General features: G+C 70.9%; 17 protein-coding genes and 1 pseudogene. 10 read left to right on the forward strand and 8 right to left on the reverse strand.

The annotated features are described in order from the left end of the window. Nucleotides 1–33: 33 nt before the first annotated feature. From ABIE67_RS28635 to ABIE67_RS28655, 5 genes are all read right to left on the reverse strand, one after another. Nucleotides 34–1,389 (reverse strand): protein kinase, encoded by a 1,356-nt coding sequence (locus ABIE67_RS28635; protein ID WP_370263514.1) that lies wholly within the window; start codon nucleotides 1,387–1,389, stop codon nucleotides 34–36. Beyond that, nucleotides 1,386–2,126, reverse strand: a complete 741-nt coding sequence (locus ABIE67_RS28640) for an FHA domain-containing protein (RefSeq protein WP_370263518.1) — start codon at nucleotides 2,124–2,126, stop codon at nucleotides 1,386–1,388. Before ABIE67_RS28640 ends, ABIE67_RS28635 begins: the two co-directional genes overlap by 4 nt. 183 nt (nucleotides 2,127–2,309) lie before the next feature. Beyond that, complete coding sequence (locus ABIE67_RS28645; RefSeq protein WP_370263522.1) at nucleotides 2,310–2,792, reverse strand: hypothetical protein; 483 nt, start codon at nucleotides 2,790–2,792, stop codon at nucleotides 2,310–2,312. Further along, nucleotides 2,789–4,408, reverse strand: a complete 1,620-nt coding sequence (locus ABIE67_RS28650) for a protein kinase (protein ID WP_370263527.1) — start codon at nucleotides 4,406–4,408, stop codon at nucleotides 2,789–2,791. Before ABIE67_RS28650 ends, ABIE67_RS28645 begins: the two co-directional genes overlap by 4 nt. Continuing rightward, nucleotides 4,405–5,178: an FHA domain-containing protein gene (locus ABIE67_RS28655; protein ID WP_370263529.1), complete on the reverse strand. Its 774-nt coding sequence runs from the start codon at nucleotides 5,176–5,178 to the stop codon at nucleotides 4,405–4,407. The genes ABIE67_RS28650 and ABIE67_RS28655 overlap by 4 nt, the downstream gene beginning before the upstream one ends. Nucleotides 5,179–5,511: 333 nt before the next feature. Between ABIE67_RS28655 and ABIE67_RS28660 the strand changes: the two genes are divergently transcribed. Together ABIE67_RS28660 and ABIE67_RS28665 are read left to right on the forward strand one after the other, a co-directional pair. After that, nucleotides 5,512–6,756 (forward strand): RNA-guided endonuclease InsQ/TnpB family protein, encoded by a 1,245-nt coding sequence (locus tag ABIE67_RS28660; protein WP_370263534.1) that lies wholly within the window; start codon nucleotides 5,512–5,514, stop codon nucleotides 6,754–6,756. A 278-nt stretch (nucleotides 6,757–7,034) separates the two neighbouring features. After that, nucleotides 7,035–7,745: pseudogene (locus ABIE67_RS28665) on the forward strand (IS982 family transposase); the annotation flags it as partial. 722 nt (nucleotides 7,746–8,467) lie between these two features. Here the strand turns inward: ABIE67_RS28665 and ABIE67_RS28670 are convergent. Beyond that, on the reverse strand, nucleotides 8,468–9,112 hold the full coding sequence (locus ABIE67_RS28670; protein WP_370263538.1) for a hypothetical protein: 645 nt from the start codon (nucleotides 9,110–9,112) through the stop codon (nucleotides 8,468–8,470). Nucleotides 9,113–9,386: 274 nt separating this feature from the next. On the opposite strand from ABIE67_RS28670, the gene ABIE67_RS28675 reads away from it, so the two are divergent. The 6 genes from ABIE67_RS28675 to ABIE67_RS28700 all read left to right on the forward strand — a co-directional run bounded on the left by ABIE67_RS28675 (nucleotide 9,387) and on the right by ABIE67_RS28700 (nucleotide 15,708). Further along, complete coding sequence (locus ABIE67_RS28675; RefSeq protein ID WP_370263540.1) at nucleotides 9,387–10,241, forward strand: bifunctional methylenetetrahydrofolate dehydrogenase/methenyltetrahydrofolate cyclohydrolase; 855 nt, start codon at nucleotides 9,387–9,389, stop codon at nucleotides 10,239–10,241. Continuing rightward, on the forward strand, nucleotides 10,231–10,719 hold the full coding sequence (locus ABIE67_RS28680; RefSeq protein WP_370263544.1) for a DUF3017 domain-containing protein: 489 nt from the start codon (nucleotides 10,231–10,233) through the stop codon (nucleotides 10,717–10,719). The genes ABIE67_RS28675 and ABIE67_RS28680 overlap by 11 nt, the downstream gene beginning before the upstream one ends. Before the next feature lie 232 nt (nucleotides 10,720–10,951). Further along, a complete protein-coding gene (locus ABIE67_RS28685; protein ID WP_370263547.1) occupies nucleotides 10,952–11,452 on the forward strand; it encodes a helix-turn-helix domain-containing protein in 501 nt (166 codons plus the stop codon). Nucleotides 11,453–11,864: 412 nt separating this feature from the next. Then, a complete protein-coding gene (locus tag ABIE67_RS28690) occupies nucleotides 11,865–13,154 on the forward strand; it encodes a DUF2690 domain-containing protein (protein ID WP_370263551.1) in 1,290 nt (429 codons plus the stop codon). Nucleotides 13,155–13,693: 539 nt separating this feature from the next. Continuing rightward, on the forward strand, nucleotides 13,694–14,683 hold the full coding sequence (locus tag ABIE67_RS28695; RefSeq protein WP_370263554.1) for a malate dehydrogenase: 990 nt from the start codon (nucleotides 13,694–13,696) through the stop codon (nucleotides 14,681–14,683). A gap of 131 nt (nucleotides 14,684–14,814) precedes the next feature. Beyond that, nucleotides 14,815–15,708 (forward strand): hypothetical protein, encoded by an 894-nt coding sequence (locus tag ABIE67_RS28700; protein ID WP_370263556.1) that lies wholly within the window; start codon nucleotides 14,815–14,817, stop codon nucleotides 15,706–15,708. Between the two features lie 3 nt (nucleotides 15,709–15,711). Here the strand turns inward: ABIE67_RS28700 and ABIE67_RS28705 are convergent, their stop codons facing one another. Both ABIE67_RS28705 and ABIE67_RS28710 read right to left on the reverse strand, forming a co-directional pair. After that, on the reverse strand, nucleotides 15,712–16,599 hold the full coding sequence (locus tag ABIE67_RS28705; protein WP_370263559.1) for a GNAT family N-acetyltransferase: 888 nt from the start codon (nucleotides 16,597–16,599) through the stop codon (nucleotides 15,712–15,714). A gap of 11 nt (nucleotides 16,600–16,610) precedes the next feature. Continuing rightward, nucleotides 16,611–17,591 (reverse strand): helix-turn-helix transcriptional regulator, encoded by a 981-nt coding sequence (locus ABIE67_RS28710; protein WP_370263561.1) that lies wholly within the window; start codon nucleotides 17,589–17,591, stop codon nucleotides 16,611–16,613. Between the two features lie 87 nt (nucleotides 17,592–17,678). Between ABIE67_RS28710 and ABIE67_RS28715 the strand changes: the two genes are divergently transcribed. Continuing rightward, nucleotides 17,679–18,239, forward strand: a complete 561-nt coding sequence (locus ABIE67_RS28715) for a DinB family protein (protein WP_370263563.1) — start codon at nucleotides 17,679–17,681, stop codon at nucleotides 18,237–18,239. Between the two features lie 188 nt (nucleotides 18,240–18,427). After that, nucleotides 18,428–19,945 (forward strand): aldehyde dehydrogenase family protein, encoded by a 1,518-nt coding sequence (locus ABIE67_RS28720; RefSeq protein WP_370263566.1) that lies wholly within the window; start codon nucleotides 18,428–18,430, stop codon nucleotides 19,943–19,945. Nucleotides 19,946–20,022 lie beyond the last annotated feature (77 nt).

A 20,022-nucleotide genomic window follows, 5' to 3' on the forward strand; every position in this document is an offset into this window, starting at 1 on the left:
GTGTCCCGGCCTTCGGCACGATGAACGTTGTGCTCAGAACTCCCCGGACTTGCGCAGCGCTTTCCACGTCTTCGTTCCCACGATCCCGTCCGCGTCCAGACCCGCCCGCTTCTGGAAGGTCACCACCGCCGCGTGCGTCAGGGGGCCGAAGTCGCTGTCGACCTCGCCGACTTCGGCGATGCCGTGCAGGTAGCGAAGCAGGCATTGGGCCTCGCGGACCTGGCTGCCGCCGTCGCCCTGTTTGATCGTGAAGTCCCAGGAATCACTCTGGCCGGCGGTGTAGCCGCGGCCATACTTCTCGTCCACGTACACCACGGGCTTCTGGCACCCGGCCGGTGCCGCCGTGGCGGCGGGATGCTCGTCGCGGAGTGCGTACGTCACCGCCGTCGCGCCCAGTACGGCCGTCGCCACGAGTGCCGCGATCAGTACCGGACGCCGCCACCGCCGGGGTCGTAGCCTCGGAAGGCGGGCCGAGGGAGAGGCGCCCGCTGCCTCTTCCACCCGGCGCAGGAGGGCCCCGGCGTCAGGCACCCGGGCGACGCGGTCCGGGTGCGTGGGCGCCAGGCAGTCCCGGACGATCTCCCGCCAGGCATCCGGCAGTTGGGGCGACAGGCGCAACTCCTCGGTACCGCGTGCGTACCGCGTCGCCGCGTCCGTGCGTGCCTCCGTGCTGCCGCCCGGCAACGGGAAGGTGCCGGTGAGGACGACATGGGCGAGGACGCCGAAGGCCCAGATGTCGGCAGTGGGCCGGATGCGGGTGCCGCGCTCGTCGACCTCGGGCCACAGCAGCTCGGGTGGGGTGTAGTCGGGCGTGGCGAAGGCGGGGGCGTAGGCGTGGGTGCCCTGCAGTTCGGCGGCCATGTTGAAGTCGGCGAGCCGTACCGAACCGTCCTTCATCAGCAGTACGTTGGCCGGTTTCAGGTCGCCGTGGACCCAGCCCGCGTGGTGCAGCTGGTGCAGGCCCTCGCAGATCTGGGCCAGCAGGGCCGGGCCCGCCTCCGGCTTCGGGTCGTGTTCCAGTACGGCGTCCAGGGAGCCCTCGGCCAGCTCCAGTACGAGCACGGTGGCGCCGTCCAACTCCGGGTGCGCCGGGTCGTCGACCGTCAGGGTGTCGTACATGCGGATCAGGCGGGGTGCGCGGAGCCGCTCCAGCAACTCCACCTCACGCTCTGCCAGTTCACGGAGGTGCCGTAACTGACGCGGGGTGCGGGTGCCGGTGGGGAGGAACTTCAGGGCGCCCCGGCGGGGCAGCTCCGGGTCCCGCTCCTCCGCGAGCCGCGCCGCGTACACCGTGGCGAACGCCCCGGATGCCCGGGCCTCGCGTACCTCCCACGGGCCGACCCGGTAGCCCTTCGGGACGTTGACGGCGCAGGGCGACTGCCCGGTCATCGCAGTACCTCGCCGACGGGGACCGCCAGCACCGTCAGATCGTCCTCGCGGACCAGGTCGAAACGGAGCGCGAGGGAGACCAGCGACTCCTTCTTGCCGTTGACGCGCTGACCGGGCCCGGCGGCGTCGGGGCCGGGGCGCAGCCGGAGTTTGAGGGCCAGGTAGTCGATGTTCCAGTACACGGCGGACCGGGTGACCGTCGGCCATACGCCCCGCAACCGCTCCACCAGCTGCTCCACCGCCGGCAGCGACGCGTGTGGCTCACCGCGCAACCGGGGCTCGCACAGGGCGGCCAGCACCGCGAAGTACCTGCTGGTGCGGTCCAGGGCGAACGCGGGGGCCGTGACGGGGCCCGGGAGTCCCTGGCGGTCGGCGCTGCGGAAGGCGTGGCGCGGTGCCCAGACGTCGAAGGTGAGCAGGTCCCCGGCGGCGGGCAGGACCACCCGCGCGAACTCGAACGGCACGGGGGCTTCGAGGCGGCCCGGCGGGATCTTGAGGTGTTCTCCCGCGCCCTCCGGGTTCTCCACCACATAGGTCTGGTGCTCGCTGAGGTTGCTCAGCAGCCAGAAGGACCGGTGGGCCGTGATCTCCCCGGCGATCCGGGGCACCCCTTCGTGCGCGATGGTCAGGCCGCCGTCCGGTGCGGCCCTGCCGAACGAGAGCCGCTCACCGGCGGCGATCCGCACCTGGTCGTCCACACTGCCGCAGGCCGGCGGCACGACGATGACGCTGTACATGGACCCGTCCCCCTCAAGATCCCCAGTTCAACGTTCAACATGGGAAAGGGTAAGGGAGACCTAATTACGGAAGCGAAGCTTTGGGACAGCATGGCGCGTCGCGACCTCCGGCCCTCCCCCGAGGGAGCCGGAAGCCGCGACGCGGGCCCTCAGCGGGCCCTCAGCAAGGCCATCCGCAGGCGGTCAGCAGTTCCGCAGGCCCGGGATCGCCCCGTAGTTCACGCCCCCGGACACCTTGTTGGCCGGGAACCAGCCCCAGCCGCCGTTGCTGACGTTGGTGTCGGCCTGGGTCCACAGCCACCAGTCGTTGCGGGCGCTACCGACGGGCGGGTTCTCCTGGCCCGGGAACTTCTTCTGGCAGACGAACCAGTTGTCGCCCGCGTTCAGCCAGCCCGCGACGGCGCCGTTGAACATCACGTTGCCGCCCTGGTAGTTGTGGCAGTAGCGGGAGTCGTTCGGTCCGCTTCCCCAGCACCCGTTCGGTGCGGCGGACGCGCCCGTCGGCGTCAGGGCGACGGCGCCCGTGGCGAGTACGGCCGCCGCACCCAGCGAGGCGAGCATGCGCTTCATGGTCGAGGTCCCTCCGGTCTTGCCACCCCCGTTGGTGGACATGACCACGATGGCGCCGCCCGCCCGCGCGCGGTACCTGAGAACTCTCAGGGTCACGCCTTCCGCGGTGGCGTGTACTCCTCCAGGTAGTGAGCGACACGGGCGGTGTAGTCGCGGTCCCGCGGCGTGTACTCCTTGAGGAAGTGGGCGACACGGCCGGCGTAGGTGGTGGTGTTCGGGGGAACACCGCCCGCGTCGTTCACCTTCTTGTACGACGTGCGGTACGCGGTGGCGAGCAGCACCCGGCGATCGCCCGACAGGTCGTCCCGCAGCCGGGGCTCGATGAAGCACAGATAGCGGCCCACGGCCGGAATGGACTCGGAGGGGGTGATGGGCGGACTGGGCGTCTCCTTCGCGGGGACACCGTCGTCCCGGATCCACCAGCGCAGAACGGCCGGAGTCCAGCGGGCGATGCCGTACTCGTCCTTGGCCGGATCGGAGAGATCGGGGTCGAAGTCGCTCTCGGCCTTCAGCAGCGCGGCGATCAGCGCCGGGGTGACCTCCGGCTGGACACAGTCGTGGGCGGAGTCGACGATCAGCCGGCGATACGCCGCCGGGATGCCCTTGTCGGTACGGAGCTCGTCGGCGCCGTAGCTCGCGGGCGTCACCTTCTCGCTGTCGCCGCCCGGGCCGCCCGAACCGCCGACGTCCGCCCAGTCGCTGACGCCGTAGCCGAGGGCCGAGGCGGCGACGACGGCGACCGCCGTGGCCAGGACCCTCGTACGGCGGAGACGGCGGCGCGGGAGCAGCCTTCGGGGCAGCCGCGGGGAGCGGCCGGTGCCCGCCGCCGCCTCCACCCGCCGCAGCAGGTCGTCGGTGCGGATCCGGCCGGCATGGGTGCGGGCCAGGCAGTCCCGCACGATCTCCCGCCAGGAGTCCGGGAGTTCGGGCGACAGACGCAGCTCGTCGGTGCCCCGGGCGTAGGCGGCGCCGGCGTCGCGGCGGGCCGTCGGGGTGGCGCCGGGCAGCGGGAAGGCGTCGGTGAGGACCAGATGGGCCAGCACGCCGAACGCCCACACGTCGGCCGACGGGCGGATCCGTCGGCCGCGTTCGCCGATCTCCGACCACAGCAGCTCCGGCGGCGTGTAGTCGGGCGTCGAGAAGGCCGGCGTGTACGCGTGTGTGCCCTCCAGCTCCGCCGCCATGTTGAAGTCGGCGAGCCGGGCCGAACCGTCCCCCATCAGCAGCACGTTGGCCGGCTTCAGATCCCCGTGCACCCAGCCCGCGTGGTGCAGCTGCGCCAGTCCCTCACAGATCTGCGCGAGCAGGGCGGGCCCGGCGGCGGGGCGGGGCTCTGCCGCGACCAGGGCCGACAGGGATCCCTCCGCCTTCTCCAGTACAAGGATGGTGGCGCCGTCGAGGGCGGGCCTGGCCGGGTCGTCGACGACGAGGGTGTCGTACATCCGGATCAGCCGCGGCTGCTTCAGCCGGCGGTACAACTCGACCTCGCGCTCGACGATTTCGCGCAGGTGGGTGAGTTGGCGCGGGGTGCCGGTGCCGGTGGGCAGGAACTTCAGGGCCGCCGTCTTCGGGAGGCCGGGCAGCTCCTCGTCGGACGCGACGCGCCTACCCTCGTACACGCTCCCGAACGCCCCCGTGGCGATCGGCTCCCGCACCTCCCAGGCGCCCACCCGGTACCCCTTCGGCACCGGCACGGCGTACGGCTCGGTCACCGGGCCGCCCGGCCGGACGCCGCGGCGGACGAGGGCTCTCGCAGCGACTCTCTCAGCACGACGAGGTCGTCCTCCCGCACCAGGTCGAACCGGAGCGCCAGGGACACCAGCGACTCCTTCTTGCCGTTGAGCCGCGGACCCGTGTCCGCCGTCTCCGGGCCGGGCTTGAGGCGCAGCTTCACGGCGAGGTAGTCGATGTTCCACTGCACGGACGTGCGGGAGGCGGCCGGCCAGTGGGGGCGCAGCCGGTCCACCACCTGGTCGACCGTGGGCAGCGGGGCGTGTGGTTCGCCGCGCAGGCGGGGTTCGCACAGCGCGGCCAGGACCGCGAAGTAGCGCTTGGTGCGGTCGACCGAGAAGGCGGGCGCGGTGGTCGCGCCGTCCAGGCCGCCCTCGGAGCTGAGGTAGTCATGGCGCGGCGCCCACACCTCGATCGGCAGCAGATCGCCGGCCGCCGGCAGCACGATCCGCGAGAACTCGAAGGGGACCGGCGCGTCCAGCCGCCCCGGCCCTACCTTGATGTGCTCGCCCGCCCCCTCCGGGTTCTCGACGACGTACGTCTGCTCCCGGCTGAGGTTGCTCAGTATCCAGAAGGCGCCCTGCGCGGTGATCTCACCCGCTCTGCGGGACACCCCGTCGTGCGCGATCGTCAGGTCGTTGACGGCGGCGGAACGGCCGAAGCCGAGACGCTCGCCGGGTGCCAGCCGGAGCTGGCTGCGGTCCGTATCGTCCTCCGTGGTCGGCGGAGGTACCACGATGATGCTGTACAAGGTGCGTCTCCCCGTGCCTGACGGCTACCCACGTCAGAGTAGGGGGACGCAGCGGGGCCGTGTCCCCCTCGTACGGGTGAGACACGGCCTTTAGGGCGTGAATGGCGTGAAGTCTTCGGCGGAGCCTCGCGAGGAACCCCGGCTTCAGCCCCGGGAGGATCCGTGGCGGGCGACGCGGGGCGTCGGGGCATCTGGGGGTTCAGGCGTGGAGTGCCCGCGGAGCAACCTGGCGGAGTCAAGCGATTCCGAACACCCGGACGACTCATCGCTGGAAAGTGGGCAGGTGTGCGGAAGGCGTCTGTTTGTGCGGCCGTGCTCGTAGGGTCGGGTGTCATGAAGCTGGTGGTGCAGGTCAAGCTGTTGCCGACGGCCCTGCAGGCGGCGGCACTTGAGGCGACCCTGCATGCCTGCAACGAGGCGGCTTCCTGGGTGTCCCGGGCGGCGTTCGAGAAGGATGTGAAGCGGAACTTCGCGCTGCGCGAGCACACCTACGCCGAGGTCAAGCAGCGGTGGGGGCTGGGCGCGCAGGCCGCTCAGCACGTCATCAAGAAGACCTGTGACGCGTACACCACGCTGAAGGCGAACCTGAAGGCCGGGAACCTGGGCAAGCCGTGGTCCAAACGCTACCGGCGGGCAACCGAGAAGCCGATCGCCTTCCGGCCCGAGGGTGCGCAGCCGTATGACGACCGGATGCTGTCCTGGCAGATCCCGGAGCGGACCATCTCCATCTGGACCCTGGACGGGCGGGTGAAGGGCATGGCGTTCACCACGTCCCCCGAGCAACTGGCCCGCCTGGCCCTTTACCGCAAGGGCGAGTCCGACCTGCTGTACCGCGACGGCATGTGGTTCCTGAACGCCACCTGCGAGGTCCCCGAAGCCGAGCCGAACACCACGCCGGGCGGCTTCCTCGGCATCGATCTGGGCATCGTGAACATCGCCACCACCTCGGACGGTCAGATCATGGCCGGGCGTGCCCTGAACCGGGGACGGCTGCGCGAAGGCACGCTGCGTACCAAGCTGCAACGCAAGAACACCCCGTCTGCCAAGCGCCGGTTGAAGAAGCGCAGGTGCAAGGAGGCGCGGCGGGCGAAGGACATCAACCACAAGATCGCGAAACGTGTGGTGGCCGAGGCAGAACGCACCGGTCGCGGTATCGCCCTGGAGGATCTGACGGGCATCCGCGAGCGGGTACGGCTTCGCAAGCCCCAACGGGCCACCCACTCCAGCTGGAGCTTCGCCCAGCTGGGGCAGTTCATTGCATACAAGGCCCGCAATGCGGGAGTGCCGGTGGTGTACGTCAATCCGGCGTACACCTCGCGCACCTGCGCCGAATGCGGTCACATAGACAAGGCGAACCGGGTCTCACAGGCGTGGTTCGCGTGCCGGTCCTGCGGATTCGTTGATCACGCAGACCGCAACGGCTCCCGCAACATCCGTGCTCGCGCGGAAGAGTTGTGGCGACGCGGGGCGCAGTCAACCGCCCCAGACCCCCCACACCCGAGGGCGGGACCGGACGCAAACGCAGCACCACAACCAGTGGCGCCCGCTCTGCAAGCCCGTCGCTTTAGCAACGGGTAGTTGACTAGCGCGGGCGGTTGAACCAGGCCGAAGCCGCGCTGTTGACCATCGAGGCGAGGACGATGCCCGCGATGCGAGGGAGATGAGCCGCCGAAGGTGGCGGAGCCGTTCGCCCCGTTCCCCGGGATTCCTGTAAGAGGCTCCAATCCGTTGCTAAGGACGTCCCCAAGGGGAAGTTGCCCCTTGGGTATGTTCAGTGCCAGGCCATGACATCTAGATGAATGAGTCCAAGGGATGGCCTGCGGACATAATAGGACGAGGGCGTCCAATGTCAGTGTGTGAAGACAGACCTGGACACCCTCGCAACGGCACTCTATGCCCGGATCGACGACGAGTTGAAGGCTTCGCCGTGGTTGGCCCCGTGGCGGCCTGCTGTCGGGATCGCGCCCACGCTCAGTGACGCGGAACTGGTCACGCTCGCGGTCATGTCAGCGCTGCTCGGCTACACCTCCGAGCGGCGCTGGCTTGGCCGTGTCGGGCGGGACTTCGGCCGCCTGTTTCCTCGCGTGCCTCAGCAGTCCGGTTACAACAAGCGGCTGCGTGCAACGTCCTCGCTGCTCACCAGCATGATCCGGATCCTGGCCCGGGATACCTCGCTGTGGAGCGACGATGTGTGGCTGGTCGACTCGACCCCAGTGGGCTGCGGCTGCTCGCGGGAGACGGCCAAGCGCTCGGATCTGGCGGGCTGGGCCCAGTACGGCTACTGCGCGTCGCACTCACGGTATTTCTGGGGGCTGAGGCTGCACCTGGTGTGCACCCCTGGAGGGCCGCCGGTCCTGTTCGCGCTCACCGGCGCGAAGGCCGACGAGCGCGAGACGCTGCGCGACATGCTCGACACCGCACCCGACGTCGAAGCTGCCCGTCCCGGCCAGACGATCATCGGGGACAAGAACTACTACGGCCGGGAGTTCGAGCGCGACCTTGCGGAGCGTCACCTGCAGTTGCTGCGGCCGGCCCGCAGGGGAGAGACCGAGCGGGCCGGGGCGCACGAGCGGCGTCGTCCTTGAGTGTCACCAGGGTGCGTGCACCGCCGTCTGCGGTCGGCTGAACCGCGAGGTCGGTCGACCGGACCGCGTCGGCGTAGACGACGGTACCCGCCCCGGCCTTGACCCCGGCGACCTTGGCGGTCTCGGGCAGGTCGAGACGGAGCTTGGTGCCGTCGCCCGCGGTGGCCTCCACGCGGCCGAGGGAGTCAGTGGGCGCGGTGACCGTCACAGAGCTTGACTCGGTGCTGGTGATGGCGCGGGCTGCGCTGTCCGGCGTAGCGGTCGACGGGGCCAGGTCCCTTGTGCCGGTGGCCCGTTCCACCACGGACGCGGCAGTCGTCGTGCCCGCCGTGTTGGCGAGGGCGGGGGATGCCGTGGAGAGTATGGCGACCGCGGTGAGGATGGACGTGCCGGCCAGGATGCCTGTGCGGACCTTGCGCTGTGAGAACGTATTCAAGTGTGTGGTCTCCCGTTTGGCAGGGAGGGGCATACGAATGGTGCCCCCTCCTGAACTCTGTCGACAGCCGTTGGTCATTCGGCCGTCGACCGCGTACCGGGCAAGGCGGCGGCAAACGCGAGCCAATCACTGGCCAAAGAAATACGTCAAGTTACCTCAAGTGTGTGCTGAGTTACCTTCCATGGCCGGGATGTCATGAAATGCCGATTGGGCTGTGCTCCCTCTCGAACAGAGAGGGAGCACAGCCCAATCGGGTGCCTGAGTGAGCTCAGTAACGGGGGCGGTTGAACCAGGCCGTGCCGCTGGGCACCACAGGAGCGGCGGTGATGACGGCACCGAACGCGACCCACAGCAGCGGGAAGATGGTTGCCGAGGCCAGGCCCGAGTCGAGGCCGATGAAGAGGAGTAGCAGACCGACGATGGTGCCGAGCGCGCCGTAGATGACCGTGGTGATTCGCACACCCTGGCCGCCCCGGCCGAACTTGACGCCCAGCGTGATGGACAGAGCGGCCAGCGCGAGCAGGAAGATCGCGAGGCCGCCAATGAGCCCTGCTGCCGCGCCGCCGATGTCGCCGATGTCGCTGAACGGGTCGTTGGAGGAGGAGCTCAGTGAGTCCGCTGAGTCCGACACGTCGTTCACGAAGGCGGCGACGTACAGGTAGACCAGGCCGCCGATGATCTGCACGGCCGAGATGATGTACAGAAACACCCGCGCTGTCACCAGCAGACCCGGCATCGACTGCGGCACCATCTGGTTGCCGCCCGGGTAGCCGGGGTACGCCGGCTGCTGCGGGTAGCCATAGCCCTGCTGGGGCGGGACTCCAGGTGTCTGTTGCGGGTAGCCGTAGCCGGGAGCGGCCGGCGGTTGCTGGGGCGGGGGCCCATAGGGGTTGTTCGGGTCGCCGAAACTCATGGCGGTCTTTCCTCCGTCTGTTCCTGTGCGGGGACGATGCGCGGCACGGATCGGAGGAGAGAGCTACGGTTGCGGTTTGTCCCCCCGGTACTGCCCCGCGGCACTGCCGTCACATCGTTCTTTAATCGCCTCTTACTTGTCCAGCCGCATTCCCTATGTGTTGTGCAAGTGCAACATCACTGATCATGAGCGGATACGGGCGGAGATGCCGCGGCACGGGTGGTGGGAGACCCGGATTGGAACCGGGAGGGCGTCATCCGCGAGGATGGGGGCCATGACCGCCCAGATTCTCGATGGCAAGGCCACCGCAGCCGCGATCAAGTCCGATCTGACCGCCCGCGTGGCGGCGCTGAAGGAGAAGGGCGTCACGCCCGGCCTCGGCACGATCCTCGTCGGGAACGACCCCGGAAGCCAGAAGTACGTGGCCGGCAAGCACCGCGACTGCGCCCAGGTGGGCATCGCCTCCATCCAGCGTGAACTGCCGGAGACGGCGACCCAGGAGGAGATCGAGGCGGTCGTCCGCGAACTGAACGAGGATCCGGCCTGCACCGGCTACATCGTCCAGCTGCCGCTGCCCAAGGGCATCGACGAGAACCGCATCCTGGAGTTGATGGACCCGGACAAGGACGCCGACGGCCTGCACCCGATGAACCTCGGGCGCCTGGTCCTGGGCGAGCCGGCCCCGCTGCCCTGCACCCCCAACGGCGTGCTGACCCTGCTCCGCCGGTACGGCGTGGAGATCAAGGGCGCCGAGGTCGTGGTCGTCGGCCGCGGAGTCACCATCGGCCGTCCGATGCCGCTGCTGCTGACCCGGCGCAGCGAGAACGCGACGGTGACCCAGTGCCACACCGGGACGCGTGATCTGGCCGCGCACCTGAAGCGCGCGGACATCATCGTCGCCGCCGCCGGCTCCGCGCATCTGATCCGCCCCGAGGACGTCAAGCCGGGCGCGGCCGTCCTCGACGTCGGTGTCTCGCGCAGCGCCGAGGGCAAGATCGTGGGCGACGTCCATCCCGGTGTCGCCGAGGTGGCCGGCTGGATCTCCCCGAACCCCGGTGGCGTGGGCCCGATGACCCGGGCGCAGCTGCTGGTCAACGTGGTCGAGGCGGCGGAGCGCAGTGTCGGCTGAGGGCCGCGCCGACAGCGCGGCGGAGACGGCGGAGGAGATCGAGGTCCGGGACCCGGTGAGCGCCCCGGACGCGGACGGTGTGCCCCGGCGGACCACCCGCCGCTTCCCGCTGTTCACCAGGGACACGGCACGCCCGGAGGGCGGCGGCCGCGCCGCGCCCCGTGACGCCCCGGCGCCCGCCCGGCAGTGGCCGGTGCTCCTGGTCCTCGGCCTGGTCGGGGTGGGCCTGCTGATCACCGCCCTCGACGTGTTCCGGGTCGGCACGCTGGTGATCGGCAGCGCCCTGCTGGCCGGCGCGCTGCTGCGCTGGCTCCTGCCGAGCGTCGGCATGCTCGCCGTACGCTCCCGCTTCACCGACATCGTGACGTACGGCGCGCTGGGCCTCGTGATCGTGCTGCTGGCGTTGATGGCGCAGCCGGACCCGTTGCTGAAGGTCCCGTTCCTGAAGGACGCGCTGCACTTCACGGTGGACAGCTGAACCTCGACCGCTCGACCGCTCTCCCACCCTTGGGCACGACGGCGGCCCGTCCTCTCCCCCGAGGAAGGACGGGCCGCCGTCTGCGTCCACCCTCGGGCACGGTGAAGAGCCTGTTCAACGCCTGTCAGTGCGCTGTGGCACGGAAGTGACCGTTCCGCTACGTCGGGGGCGTCCGGGAACCAATGCGACGTCTCGCGTCGTCACCCGATCGGATCTGGTTCGGAGGTGAGCGATGGGTGCCTGGCAGGCGCTGCCCGACGATCTGCCACCGGAGGTGCGGCACTTCGTGGAGCAGTTGCGGCAGCTCAAGGACCGCACGGGCCTGAGTCTGGTCGCGCTGGGCGCGCGCACCGCGTACAGCAAGTCCTCCTGGCAGCGCTACCTGAACGCGACCCAGCCCCCGCCGCGGCAGGCGGTCGTCGCGCTGTGCCGGGTGGCGGGCGTCGGGAAGGACGAGGCGGAGCGCTTCGGGGTGCGGTGGGAACTGGCGGTGCAGGCCTGGCCCAAGCCCGCGACGGTGCCGGCCAAGCCGGACGGTACGGGGGGCGCCGCGGGCCGCGAGGAGCACGAGAGCGACGACTGCGAGGCGTACGAGGACGATCCCACCCTTCCGTGGTGGGACGCGCCGCCGAAGAGGCCGGAGCCGCCGTCGCGGCGGCTGCTGGTCGTGGCGGGGGTGCTGGTGGCGGCTCTGATGCTGCTGATGGTGGTCGGGATGCTCGCGCTGGGATGACGCTCAAGGGTCTGACTTGTCCGGATGTGGCGCATGTGACGTGAGTGATCGTTTATGTGCGTTCTGTGTGTCGATGTGTTGACAAGTTCGCGGATTTGCAAGGAAGTCGTTCATCAAGCGGGCTAGCGTGGTCGATCGGGACGGTCCGGGGTGTCCCACGTGTTGGCAAGGGCTTACTGCCAGGGTTGCGTCGGCGGGGGAGGGCGGCCGGTGGAACACTGGACGCGGTCCGATGGGCGTGCAACGGTGCACGCCCACGGTCCCAACGCTCCCGTGCGCCCCCTCCCCGGGAACTGAGATCCTTACTGGGCGCATCCCTGTGGGTAGCCAGAACGGGGACTCGGCAGAGGGCACCACGCGCGGGGGAACGCGAGAAACACCAGCACGAACCGGGGGGAAGAGGGGGGAAGCAATGCCTCGTTGGAGGGCCTTGCCGGATGAACTCGATCCGCAGGTCAGGGAGTTCGCGAGCCAGCTGCGGCGGCTTGTGGACCGCAGCGGTCTGAGCATCGCGGCGTTGGCCGACCGCACGGGATACAGCAAGACGTCCTGGGAGCGGTATCTGAACGGGCGGCTGCTCGCGCCCAAGGGCGCGATCGTGGCGCTCGCCGAGGTCACGGGGACCAATCCCGTTCACCTGACGACGATGTGGGAGCTGGCCGAACGGGCGTGGAGCCGTTCGGAGATGCGCCACGACATGACCATGGAGGCGATCCGGATCTCCCAGGCCCGCGCGGCCCTGAGCGAGTTCGGGGCGCCGCCGGCGAACGCCAAGGGGAGCGCGAAGGCGGCCAAGACCGCCCGCAAGGGCGGGAGCGCGACGGCGACTCCCGGGGTGGCGGGGCCGGCGGGCGTGGCACCGGCCATGCCCCCGGTGCCGGCGCAGCCCACCGCACCGGAGGTGCGTGACTCGGCCGTGCGTGACTCGGCGGTGCACGACCCGGTGGTGCGGGATGCTCCGGTACGGGGATCCACTGGGAGCGACGTCCGGGACAGCGGCTCCGGGCCCAACTCGTGGGGGCTCGCGGGGTATCGAGGGCCCGCGCCCACGGGTGGTGGTCGCCCGTCGGTGGCGGCGCCGTCCGGGGTGCCCGGGACGTCCGGAGTGTCCGGTGCGGCCGGTTCGGTGCCGGGTTCGCCGGGGACGCCCAGTCCCTACGGTGAGCCTCCGCAGGGGCCTCGTCCGGGACACGGCTCCTCCGGCGGAGGCGGCGGCAAGCGGCGGCTGACGATGTTCCTCGCGGGGGTCGTCGGTGTGCTGGTCGTGATCGCCGCGGTGTTCTTCCTCACCGACGGTGGTGGGAAGAAGAACGAGGACGCGGTGGAGTCACCCTCGCCGTCCGTGACGACCGACCCCGATCTGCCGCCGGGCGTGCAGTGCAGCGGCGACTCCTGCACCGGCAAGGACGCGGAGACCATGGGGTGCAGCGGTGACCTCGTGACGACCGCCAAGACCGCGACCGTCGGCACCGCCGTGGTCGAGGTCCGCTACAGCGAGGCCTGCGGCGCGGCATGGGGACGTGTCACGCAGGCCGCCCAGGGCGACGAGGTGGTGGTGACGGTCGGCAAGACGAAGGAGACCGGCACGATCACCGCCATCGGCGACACCATCGCGTACACCCCGATGGTGGCCGTGAAGGACGCGGGCGAGGCAACGGCCTGCGTGACGCTGGCCGCTGGGCAGAAGGGGTGCACGCAGTAAGGGGGCGCGGGCGGCGCCGGTCCGCTGTACCAGGGGGCTCCGCCCCCTGGTACAGCGGACCTTTGCCCACGCGCCCACCCGTCTCGGTCGGTCGGCCCGCACCCTCAGCCCGTCCGGCGTTTGAGGACGAGGCCCGTTCAGGGCCGAATGGGGGTCTGGGGGCGTAGCCCCCAGGGATGGGACGGGTAGGGGCGGCGGGGGCGAGAAAAAGAATCCGCCCGGACAGGAATGGCCGTCGGCAAAGTGGGCACGCGCACCGTACCCCCACGGGAGTCCGGCAACCGGTACCCCCACCCGGCGGCCGCCCACGTCCCTCCTCTCCCGGACAGGGCGGCCGCCCCCTTTTGCCGCAGTGAGTAGCCCCTTTTGCCGCAGTCATGGTCATTCTGTGGGGCGGGCCACACGGACCCGGCCGTGCGAGATCCCGGATGCGCGATAGCCTGACCGGTGGATCTCTCGACGCCAAGAGATCGATCATCTCTACGTCCCGTACCCCGGGGCAGGGATGCCTCACCGCCAGCTGTCATACGGAGAACGCCATGACCCGCACTCCCGTGAACGTCACCGTCACCGGCGCGGCCGGCCAGATCGGTTACGCCCTGCTCTTCCGCATCGCCTCCGGCCAGCTGCTCGGCGCGGACGTGCCGGTCAAGCTGCGCCTCCTGGAGATCACGCCCGCGCTCAAGGCCGCCGAGGGCACCGCCATGGAGCTCGACGACTGCGCGTTCCCGCTCCTCCAGGGCATCGACATCTCGGACGACCCGAACGTCGCCTTCGACGGCGCCAACGTCGCGCTGCTCGTGGGTGCCCGCCCCCGCACCAAGGGCATGGAGCGCGGTGACCTCCTGGAGGCCAACGGCGGCATCTTCAAGCCGCAGGGCCAGGCCATCAACGCGCACGCCGCGGACGACATCAAGGTCCTGGTAGTCGGCAACCCGGCCAACACCAACGCGCTCATCGCGCAGGCCGCCGCGCCCGACGTACCGGCCGAGCGCTTCACCGCGATGACCCGCCTCGACCACAACCGCGCGCTGACACAGCTCGCGAAGAAGACGGGCTCGACGGTCGCCGACATCAAGCGGCTCACCATCTGGGGCAACCACTCCGCCACCCAGTACCCGGACATCTTCCACGCCACCATCGCCGGCAAGAACGCCGCCGAGGTCGTGAGCGACGAGAAGTGGCTGGCCGAGGACTTCATCCCGACCGTCGCCAAGCGCGGTGCGGCGATCATCGAGGCCCGTGGCGCCTCCTCCGCGGCCTCCGCCGCCAACGCCGCCATCGACCACGTCCACACGTGGGTCAACGGCACCGCGGACGGCGACTGGGTCTCCATGGGTATCCCGTCCGACGGCTCGTACGGCGTCCCGGAGGGCCTCATCTCCTCCTTCCCGGTCACCACCAAGGACGGCAAGTACGAGATCGTCCAGGGCCTGGACATCAACGAGTTCTCCCGTGCCCGTATCGACGCCTCCGTCCAGGAGCTCGCCGAGGAGCGCGAGGCGGTCCGCTCCCTCGGCCTCATCTGAGCCCGGCTCAGCGTCAGTTCTGTCACGAACCTGCGCGGGCCCCGTTCCGGTTTCTTCCGGAACGGGGCCCGCGGCCGTTTTCGCCGCTAACGTCGGAGGCAGTACGCATGGGGTGATTCGGGGGACGTGCCATGAGCGGATGGGACGGCAACGGCAGCGGCAACGGCCACAGTTCCGGTTCCTGGTCGGAGCACGAGCCGAGCGAGGAGAGAGGCCAGGCGGCCTGGGCCGCACAGGAGCCGGTCGTTCCGCCGGCGTGGGCATCGGCCCAGACACAGACCTTCTCGGCGACGCCTCCGCAGATCCCGGTCCGGCCGCCCGCCCCCACGCCGGTCCCCGCCCCCGCACCGCCGCCTGCCCCACCGTCACCTCCCCGCGCCCGCCGCCTCCTTCTCGTCCTCGTCGCGGCGGCCGTGCTCGGCGCGGGCGTCGGCGCCGGCGTCTGGTTCCTCATCCGCGACGACTCCGCCCACACCGGAGCCGGGGCGACCCCGCTGCCCAGCGTCGTCGCCTCCACCCCCACCTCCACCCCGACCGCGCCCACCCCCAACTCCCCGTCGCCCTCGTCGGTCCCCGGCTACCGCCGTGCCCAGGACCCCGTCGGTTACACCCTGCACATCCCCGAGGGCTGGGTCCGCAGTCAGAAGCAGGGCGAGAAGGCCCCGGTCGTCTACTACGACGCCCCGGACGACGGGCGCAGCCTGCAGATCTTCGCGCTCGCGGAGGACACCCCGGCCGAGTCCCTAGACCTCGCCGAGAACGACCCCGGCTACGGCTACGCGAACCAGCCCGGCTACCGGGCCCTGGACCGCGCCTCGGCCGCCGGCTGGTCCGAGCTCACCTACCGCTACGACGACGAGAACACCGGCCCGCGCCAGGTCGTCGACCACCGCTTCGAGGCCACCGACGGCACGCTCTACGCGATCCGCGCCGCCGGCCCGGCCGAGCTGGCCCCCGATCTGGTCCGCGAACCGCTCACCGCCGCGCTGGAGTCGTTCTGCCCGGCGGGCGGGCAGTGCGACTGAGAGTCAGCCGTCCAGGCGCTTCTCGAACCAGTGACTGGCGTAGACGTTGTCGTCGTACGCGGGGATGTCCGTGTATCCGCAGGCCCGGTACATCGCCTGTGCCTCGGTGAGCGCGGTGTGAGTGTCGAGGCGTACGACGCTGAAGTGCCGTGCGGAGGCCTCCTGTTCGAGGGCATCGAGCAGACGGCGGGCGAGGCCGAGGCGGCGGGCCCCGGGGTGCACCCAGACATGGCGGATCTCGCCGACGCCGGGTTCCAGGCGCCGTAGCGCGCCACAGCCCACGGGGCGGCGCTCCTCGTAGGCGACGAAGAACGCGCCGGCGTCGCCCGACACCTCCTCGGGCCGTACCAGGTCGTCCTTGTCGAACCCCTCGGGGAACCGCTCGTCGATGTCGGCGGCGTAGGCGTCCAGGCAGGCCCGGGCGTCCGGTGCGGCGCCGTCGACGTGGTCGACCGTGATGCCCGCGAGGCGCAGCAGCCGCTGGGTGGTGGCCATCGCCCGGGTCAGTTCGGTGCGTTGTGTTTCGCTGAGGCCGGCGAGGAGCCCGGCCGCGACCGCGCCCGACCGCCGGTCCTGCTCCTTCACCTCCACCCGCCCGGCCGGGGTCAGCTCGATCATGCGCAGCCGGTTGTCCTGCGGGTGGGCGCTCAGCCGGACCATGCTCTGCGCCTCCAGCGCCTTGGCCATCCGGCTGAGATACCCGGCGTCCAGACCGAGCCGGCTCCTGAGTTCGCGCAGGGTCGCGCCGTCCCCGATCTCGAAGAGCAGCCGGGCCTCGCCCAGCGGGCGGTCCTGTCCGAGGTAGTGGTCGTCCAGGACACCGATGCGGCGGGTGAAGTAACGGTTGAAGCGGTGGAAGGCCGTCACCTGGTCCGTCGATACTGGCTCCATATTCTTTGACTTTAGTCAAAGGCTGTGTCCGGGTCGACCCCTTCCGCCGCCTGCGTGAGGCGTCGGCCGAGCGCCAGTGCCGCCTCCCGCAGTTCGCGCGGCCTGACGATCCGGAACGGTGGCCGGATCGCCGTGAGCTGCTTGGCGTACCAGTCCGGTTCGTCGGTGGTGGCGAGGAGGCGCGTGGTGCGGTCGTCGATCGGTTCGGGGCGGCCGAGGCTGCGGGGGAGCCATTCGGCGACGCGCGAGGCGGGCGCTTCGACCACGATCTCCACCTCGTGCGTCCACCCCTCGGAGAGGTGCTCCTCGACGGTCTCGACGGGGTTCAGGCCGGCGGGCGGCTCGAAGGTGCCTGGGAGGACGGTCAGGGTCGTCACCCGGTCCACGCGCAGGACGCGTCGCGCGTCGCGGGTGTGCGACCAGCACAGCAGATACCAGCGGCCGTGGTGGACGACGACCGCCCACGGGTCGACCTCCATGGTGCGCTCACCGTGCGACCCCGGCCGGTAGCCGAGGCGTAGTCGACGGTGTGCGGCGGCGGCCTGGACGAGGGCGGCGGTGAGGTCGGCGTCGGGGCGCGCGGGCGTGCCGGGGGCGCCCTGGGTGCTGACCCGGCGGACCGCCTCGGCCGGGTGTGCGACCGGTTCGGGCAGGGCCCGCAGCAGCTTGCCGAGCGCGCCGCCCACCGGGCCGGACGGGTCCGCCGCGTCGTGATGACCTTCCAGGACGGCCATGACCAGGCCGAGCGCCTCGGTCGGGGTGAACATCAGCGGCGGCAGCCGCAGCCCCCGGCCGAGGCGGTAGCCACCGTACGGGCCCCGGGCGGACTCGACGGGGATACCGGCCTCGCGCAGGATGCCGACATAGCGGCGGGCGGCGCGCTCGGAGACGCCGAGGCGGCCGGCCAGGCGGTCCGCGGTGATCCCGGGGTTGTTCTGGAGGAGTTCGAGGAGCAGGAGGACGCGGGCGGTGGGGCTTTCGTCGTGGCTCATTCTCGGCCCATGTGGCTTTGGATCCGGACGCATCCCGGACCGTATTCCGGAAGCAGATCGACCGGAACCGACCCTAGCCTGCCCGTCATGACTTACGACACCGAACAGCCGGTCCTCGCCGAGCCGCCCGTCGCCGGCTCCGAGGTCGACACCCTGATCGGCTCCCTGGAGCGGCAGCGCCGTACTCTCGCCTGGAAGTGCGAGGGGCTGGACGAGGCCGGCCTGCGTGCGCGGCTCGCGCCCTCCGCCCTCACCCTGGGCGGGCTGCTCAAGCATCTGGCCCTCGTCGAGGACGAGTACTTCACCCGGCGCCTGCTCGGGGTCGAGCTCCCCCGGCCGTGGGACGCGGTGGACTGGGACGCCGCCCCCGACTGGGAGTGGCGGTCGGCGGCGCAGGACAAGCCCGAGGAGCTGTACGCGCTGTGGGAGCGGGCGGTGGCCCGTTCGCGGGCGAACCTGGGGCAGGTGCTGTCCGAGGGAGGCGTGGACCAGTTGGCCCGGCACACCTGGCCCGACGGCCGGGCGCCCAGCGTGCGGCGCATCCTGATCGACCTCGTCGAGGAGTACGCCCGCCACGTCGGCCAGGCCGACCTGATCCGCGAGTCGATCGACGGCCGGGTGGGGGAGGACCCGCCGGCCAACTTCTGAACCCCCCTTCGACACCTCCTTCCGTTGCCCCTTTTTGTTCCTGTTTGTCCGGAAGTTCAGTGATGCACCGCACTTTCACTCGCCGATTGCGCATGCAATGCGAGGGCCGGGGCAGGCGATGGCGGTCCTCGTGAGTGACACCTGTGTGACTCAGGGGCACTGAACAGGAACGGAAGGCAACACCGATCATGACCGGACAGCAGGCGCAGCAGACGATTCACGCGGGCGGCGAGTGGCGCGAGGCCGTCAACGGCGCGACGCGCGAAATCATCGACCCCGCGGACGCGACGCCGTTCGCCGTGGTCGCCGAGGGTGACGAGAAGGACACCGACCTGGCGGTGGCGGCCGCCCACCGCGCCTTCGACGGCGGTCAGGGGGAGTGGCCACGCACGCCCGTCGCCGAGCGTGCCGCCCTGCTGCGCCGCGTCGCCGACCTCCTGGTGCGCGACCGCGAGAAGCTCGGTCTGCTGGAGAGCCGCGACGCCGGCAAGACCGTCGAAGAGGGCCGGGTCGACATCGACTGCGTCGCCGACGCCTTCCGCTACTTCGCCGACCTCGTCGCCGCCGAGGCCCCGGGCCGGGTCGTCGACGCGGGCTCGCCCGACCTCCACAGCGTCGTCGTCCATGAGCCGGTCGGTGTCTGTGCGCTGATCACACCCTGGAACTACCCCCTCCTCCAGGCCAGTTGGAAGATCGCGCCCGCGCTCGCCGCCGGGAACACCTTCGTCGTCAAGCCCAGCGAGATCACCCCGCTGACGACCGTCGCCCTGATCGAGCTGCTGGTCGAGGCGGGCCTCCCGGCCGGCGTCGCCAACGTCGTCACCGGGCCCGGCCATTCGGTCGGCGCCCGCCTCGCCGAGCACCCCGACGTCGACCTCGTCTCCTTCACCGGCGGCCTGGTCAGCGGCACGAAGGTGGCCCAGGCCGCGGCGCCGAGCGTCAAGAAGGTCGCCCTCGAACTCGGCGGCAAGAACCCCAACGTCGTCTTCGCCGACGCCTGCGCCACCGACGAGGCCTTCGACACCGCCGTCGACCAGGCCCTCAACGCCGCCTTCATCCACAGTGGCCAGGTCTGCTCGGCGGGCGGCCGCCTCATCATCGAGGAGTCCGTCCGGGACCGCTTCGTCACCGAACTCGCCCGCAGGGCAGGCAGGATCCGCCTCGGCCGCGGCACCGCCGACGGCGTCGAGTGCGGACCGCTCGTCTCCGAGCAGCAGCGCGCGAAGGTCGAGGCGTACGTCGACTCCGCGCTCAAGGAGGGCGCGGTGCTGCGCTCCGGCGGCAGGCGGCCCGAGCCGTCCCCGGAGCGGCCGGAGAACGGCTACTTCTACGAGCCGACCGTCCTCGACCACTGCCACCGCGAGATGCGGGTCGTACGCGAGGAGGTCTTCGGCCCGGTCCTCACCGTCGAGACCTTCCGCACCGAGGACGAGGCGATCGCCCTCGCCAACGACACCGAGTACGGCCTCGCGGGCGCCGTCTGGACCGCCGACGCGGGGCGGGCGCGACGGGTCGCGGGCCGGTTGCGGCACGGCACCGTCTGGATCAACGACTTCCACCCCTACCTTCCCCAGGCGGAGTGGGGCGGCTTCGGCAAGAGCGGCGTGGGTCGCGAACTCGGCCCCGCCGGGCTTGCCGAGTACCGCGAGAGCAAGCACGTGTACCAGAACCTCGCGCCGAAGCCGGTCCGCTGGTTCGCCGGCTGACCTTCCGGTCCCCTGACCGCGGCGGACCCGGTCTCCCTGACCCGTAAGACTTCGCAAGTCCCCTGGAGCTACCCCCA

It is taken from the genome of Streptomyces sp. V4I8, from assembly GCF_041261225.1.
Lineage (GTDB): Bacteria > Actinomycetota > Actinomycetes > Streptomycetales > Streptomycetaceae > Streptomyces.

Coding starts and splice junctions, on each gene's coding strand:
- ABIE67_RS28720 (WP_370263566.1), top strand. CDS start 18,428: ATGACCGGACAGCAGGCGCAGCAGACGATTCACGCGGGCGGCGAGTGG.
- ABIE67_RS28690 (WP_370263551.1), top strand. CDS start 11,865: ATGCCTCGTTGGAGGGCCTTGCCGGATGAACTCGATCCGCAGGTCAGG.
- ABIE67_RS28640 (WP_370263518.1), bottom strand. CDS start 2,126: ATGTACAGCGTCATCGTCGTGCCGCCGGCCTGCGGCAGTGTGGACGAC.
- ABIE67_RS28635 (WP_370263514.1), bottom strand. CDS start 1,389: ATGACCGGGCAGTCGCCCTGCGCCGTCAACGTCCCGAAGGGCTACCGG.
- ABIE67_RS28705 (WP_370263559.1), bottom strand. CDS start 16,599: ATGGAGCCAGTATCGACGGACCAGGTGACGGCCTTCCACCGCTTCAAC.
- ABIE67_RS28695 (WP_370263554.1), top strand. CDS start 13,694: ATGACCCGCACTCCCGTGAACGTCACCGTCACCGGCGCGGCCGGCCAG.
- ABIE67_RS28670 (WP_370263538.1), bottom strand. CDS start 9,112: ATGAGTTTCGGCGACCCGAACAACCCCTATGGGCCCCCGCCCCAGCAA.
- ABIE67_RS28675 (WP_370263540.1), top strand. CDS start 9,387: ATGACCGCCCAGATTCTCGATGGCAAGGCCACCGCAGCCGCGATCAAG.
- ABIE67_RS28660 (WP_370263534.1), top strand. CDS start 5,512: ATGAAGCTGGTGGTGCAGGTCAAGCTGTTGCCGACGGCCCTGCAGGCG.
- ABIE67_RS28685 (WP_370263547.1), top strand. CDS start 10,952: ATGGGTGCCTGGCAGGCGCTGCCCGACGATCTGCCACCGGAGGTGCGG.
- ABIE67_RS28710 (WP_370263561.1), bottom strand. CDS start 17,591: ATGAGCCACGACGAAAGCCCCACCGCCCGCGTCCTCCTGCTCCTCGAA.
- ABIE67_RS28715 (WP_370263563.1), top strand. CDS start 17,679: ATGACTTACGACACCGAACAGCCGGTCCTCGCCGAGCCGCCCGTCGCC.
- ABIE67_RS28700 (WP_370263556.1), top strand. CDS start 14,815: ATGAGCGGATGGGACGGCAACGGCAGCGGCAACGGCCACAGTTCCGGT.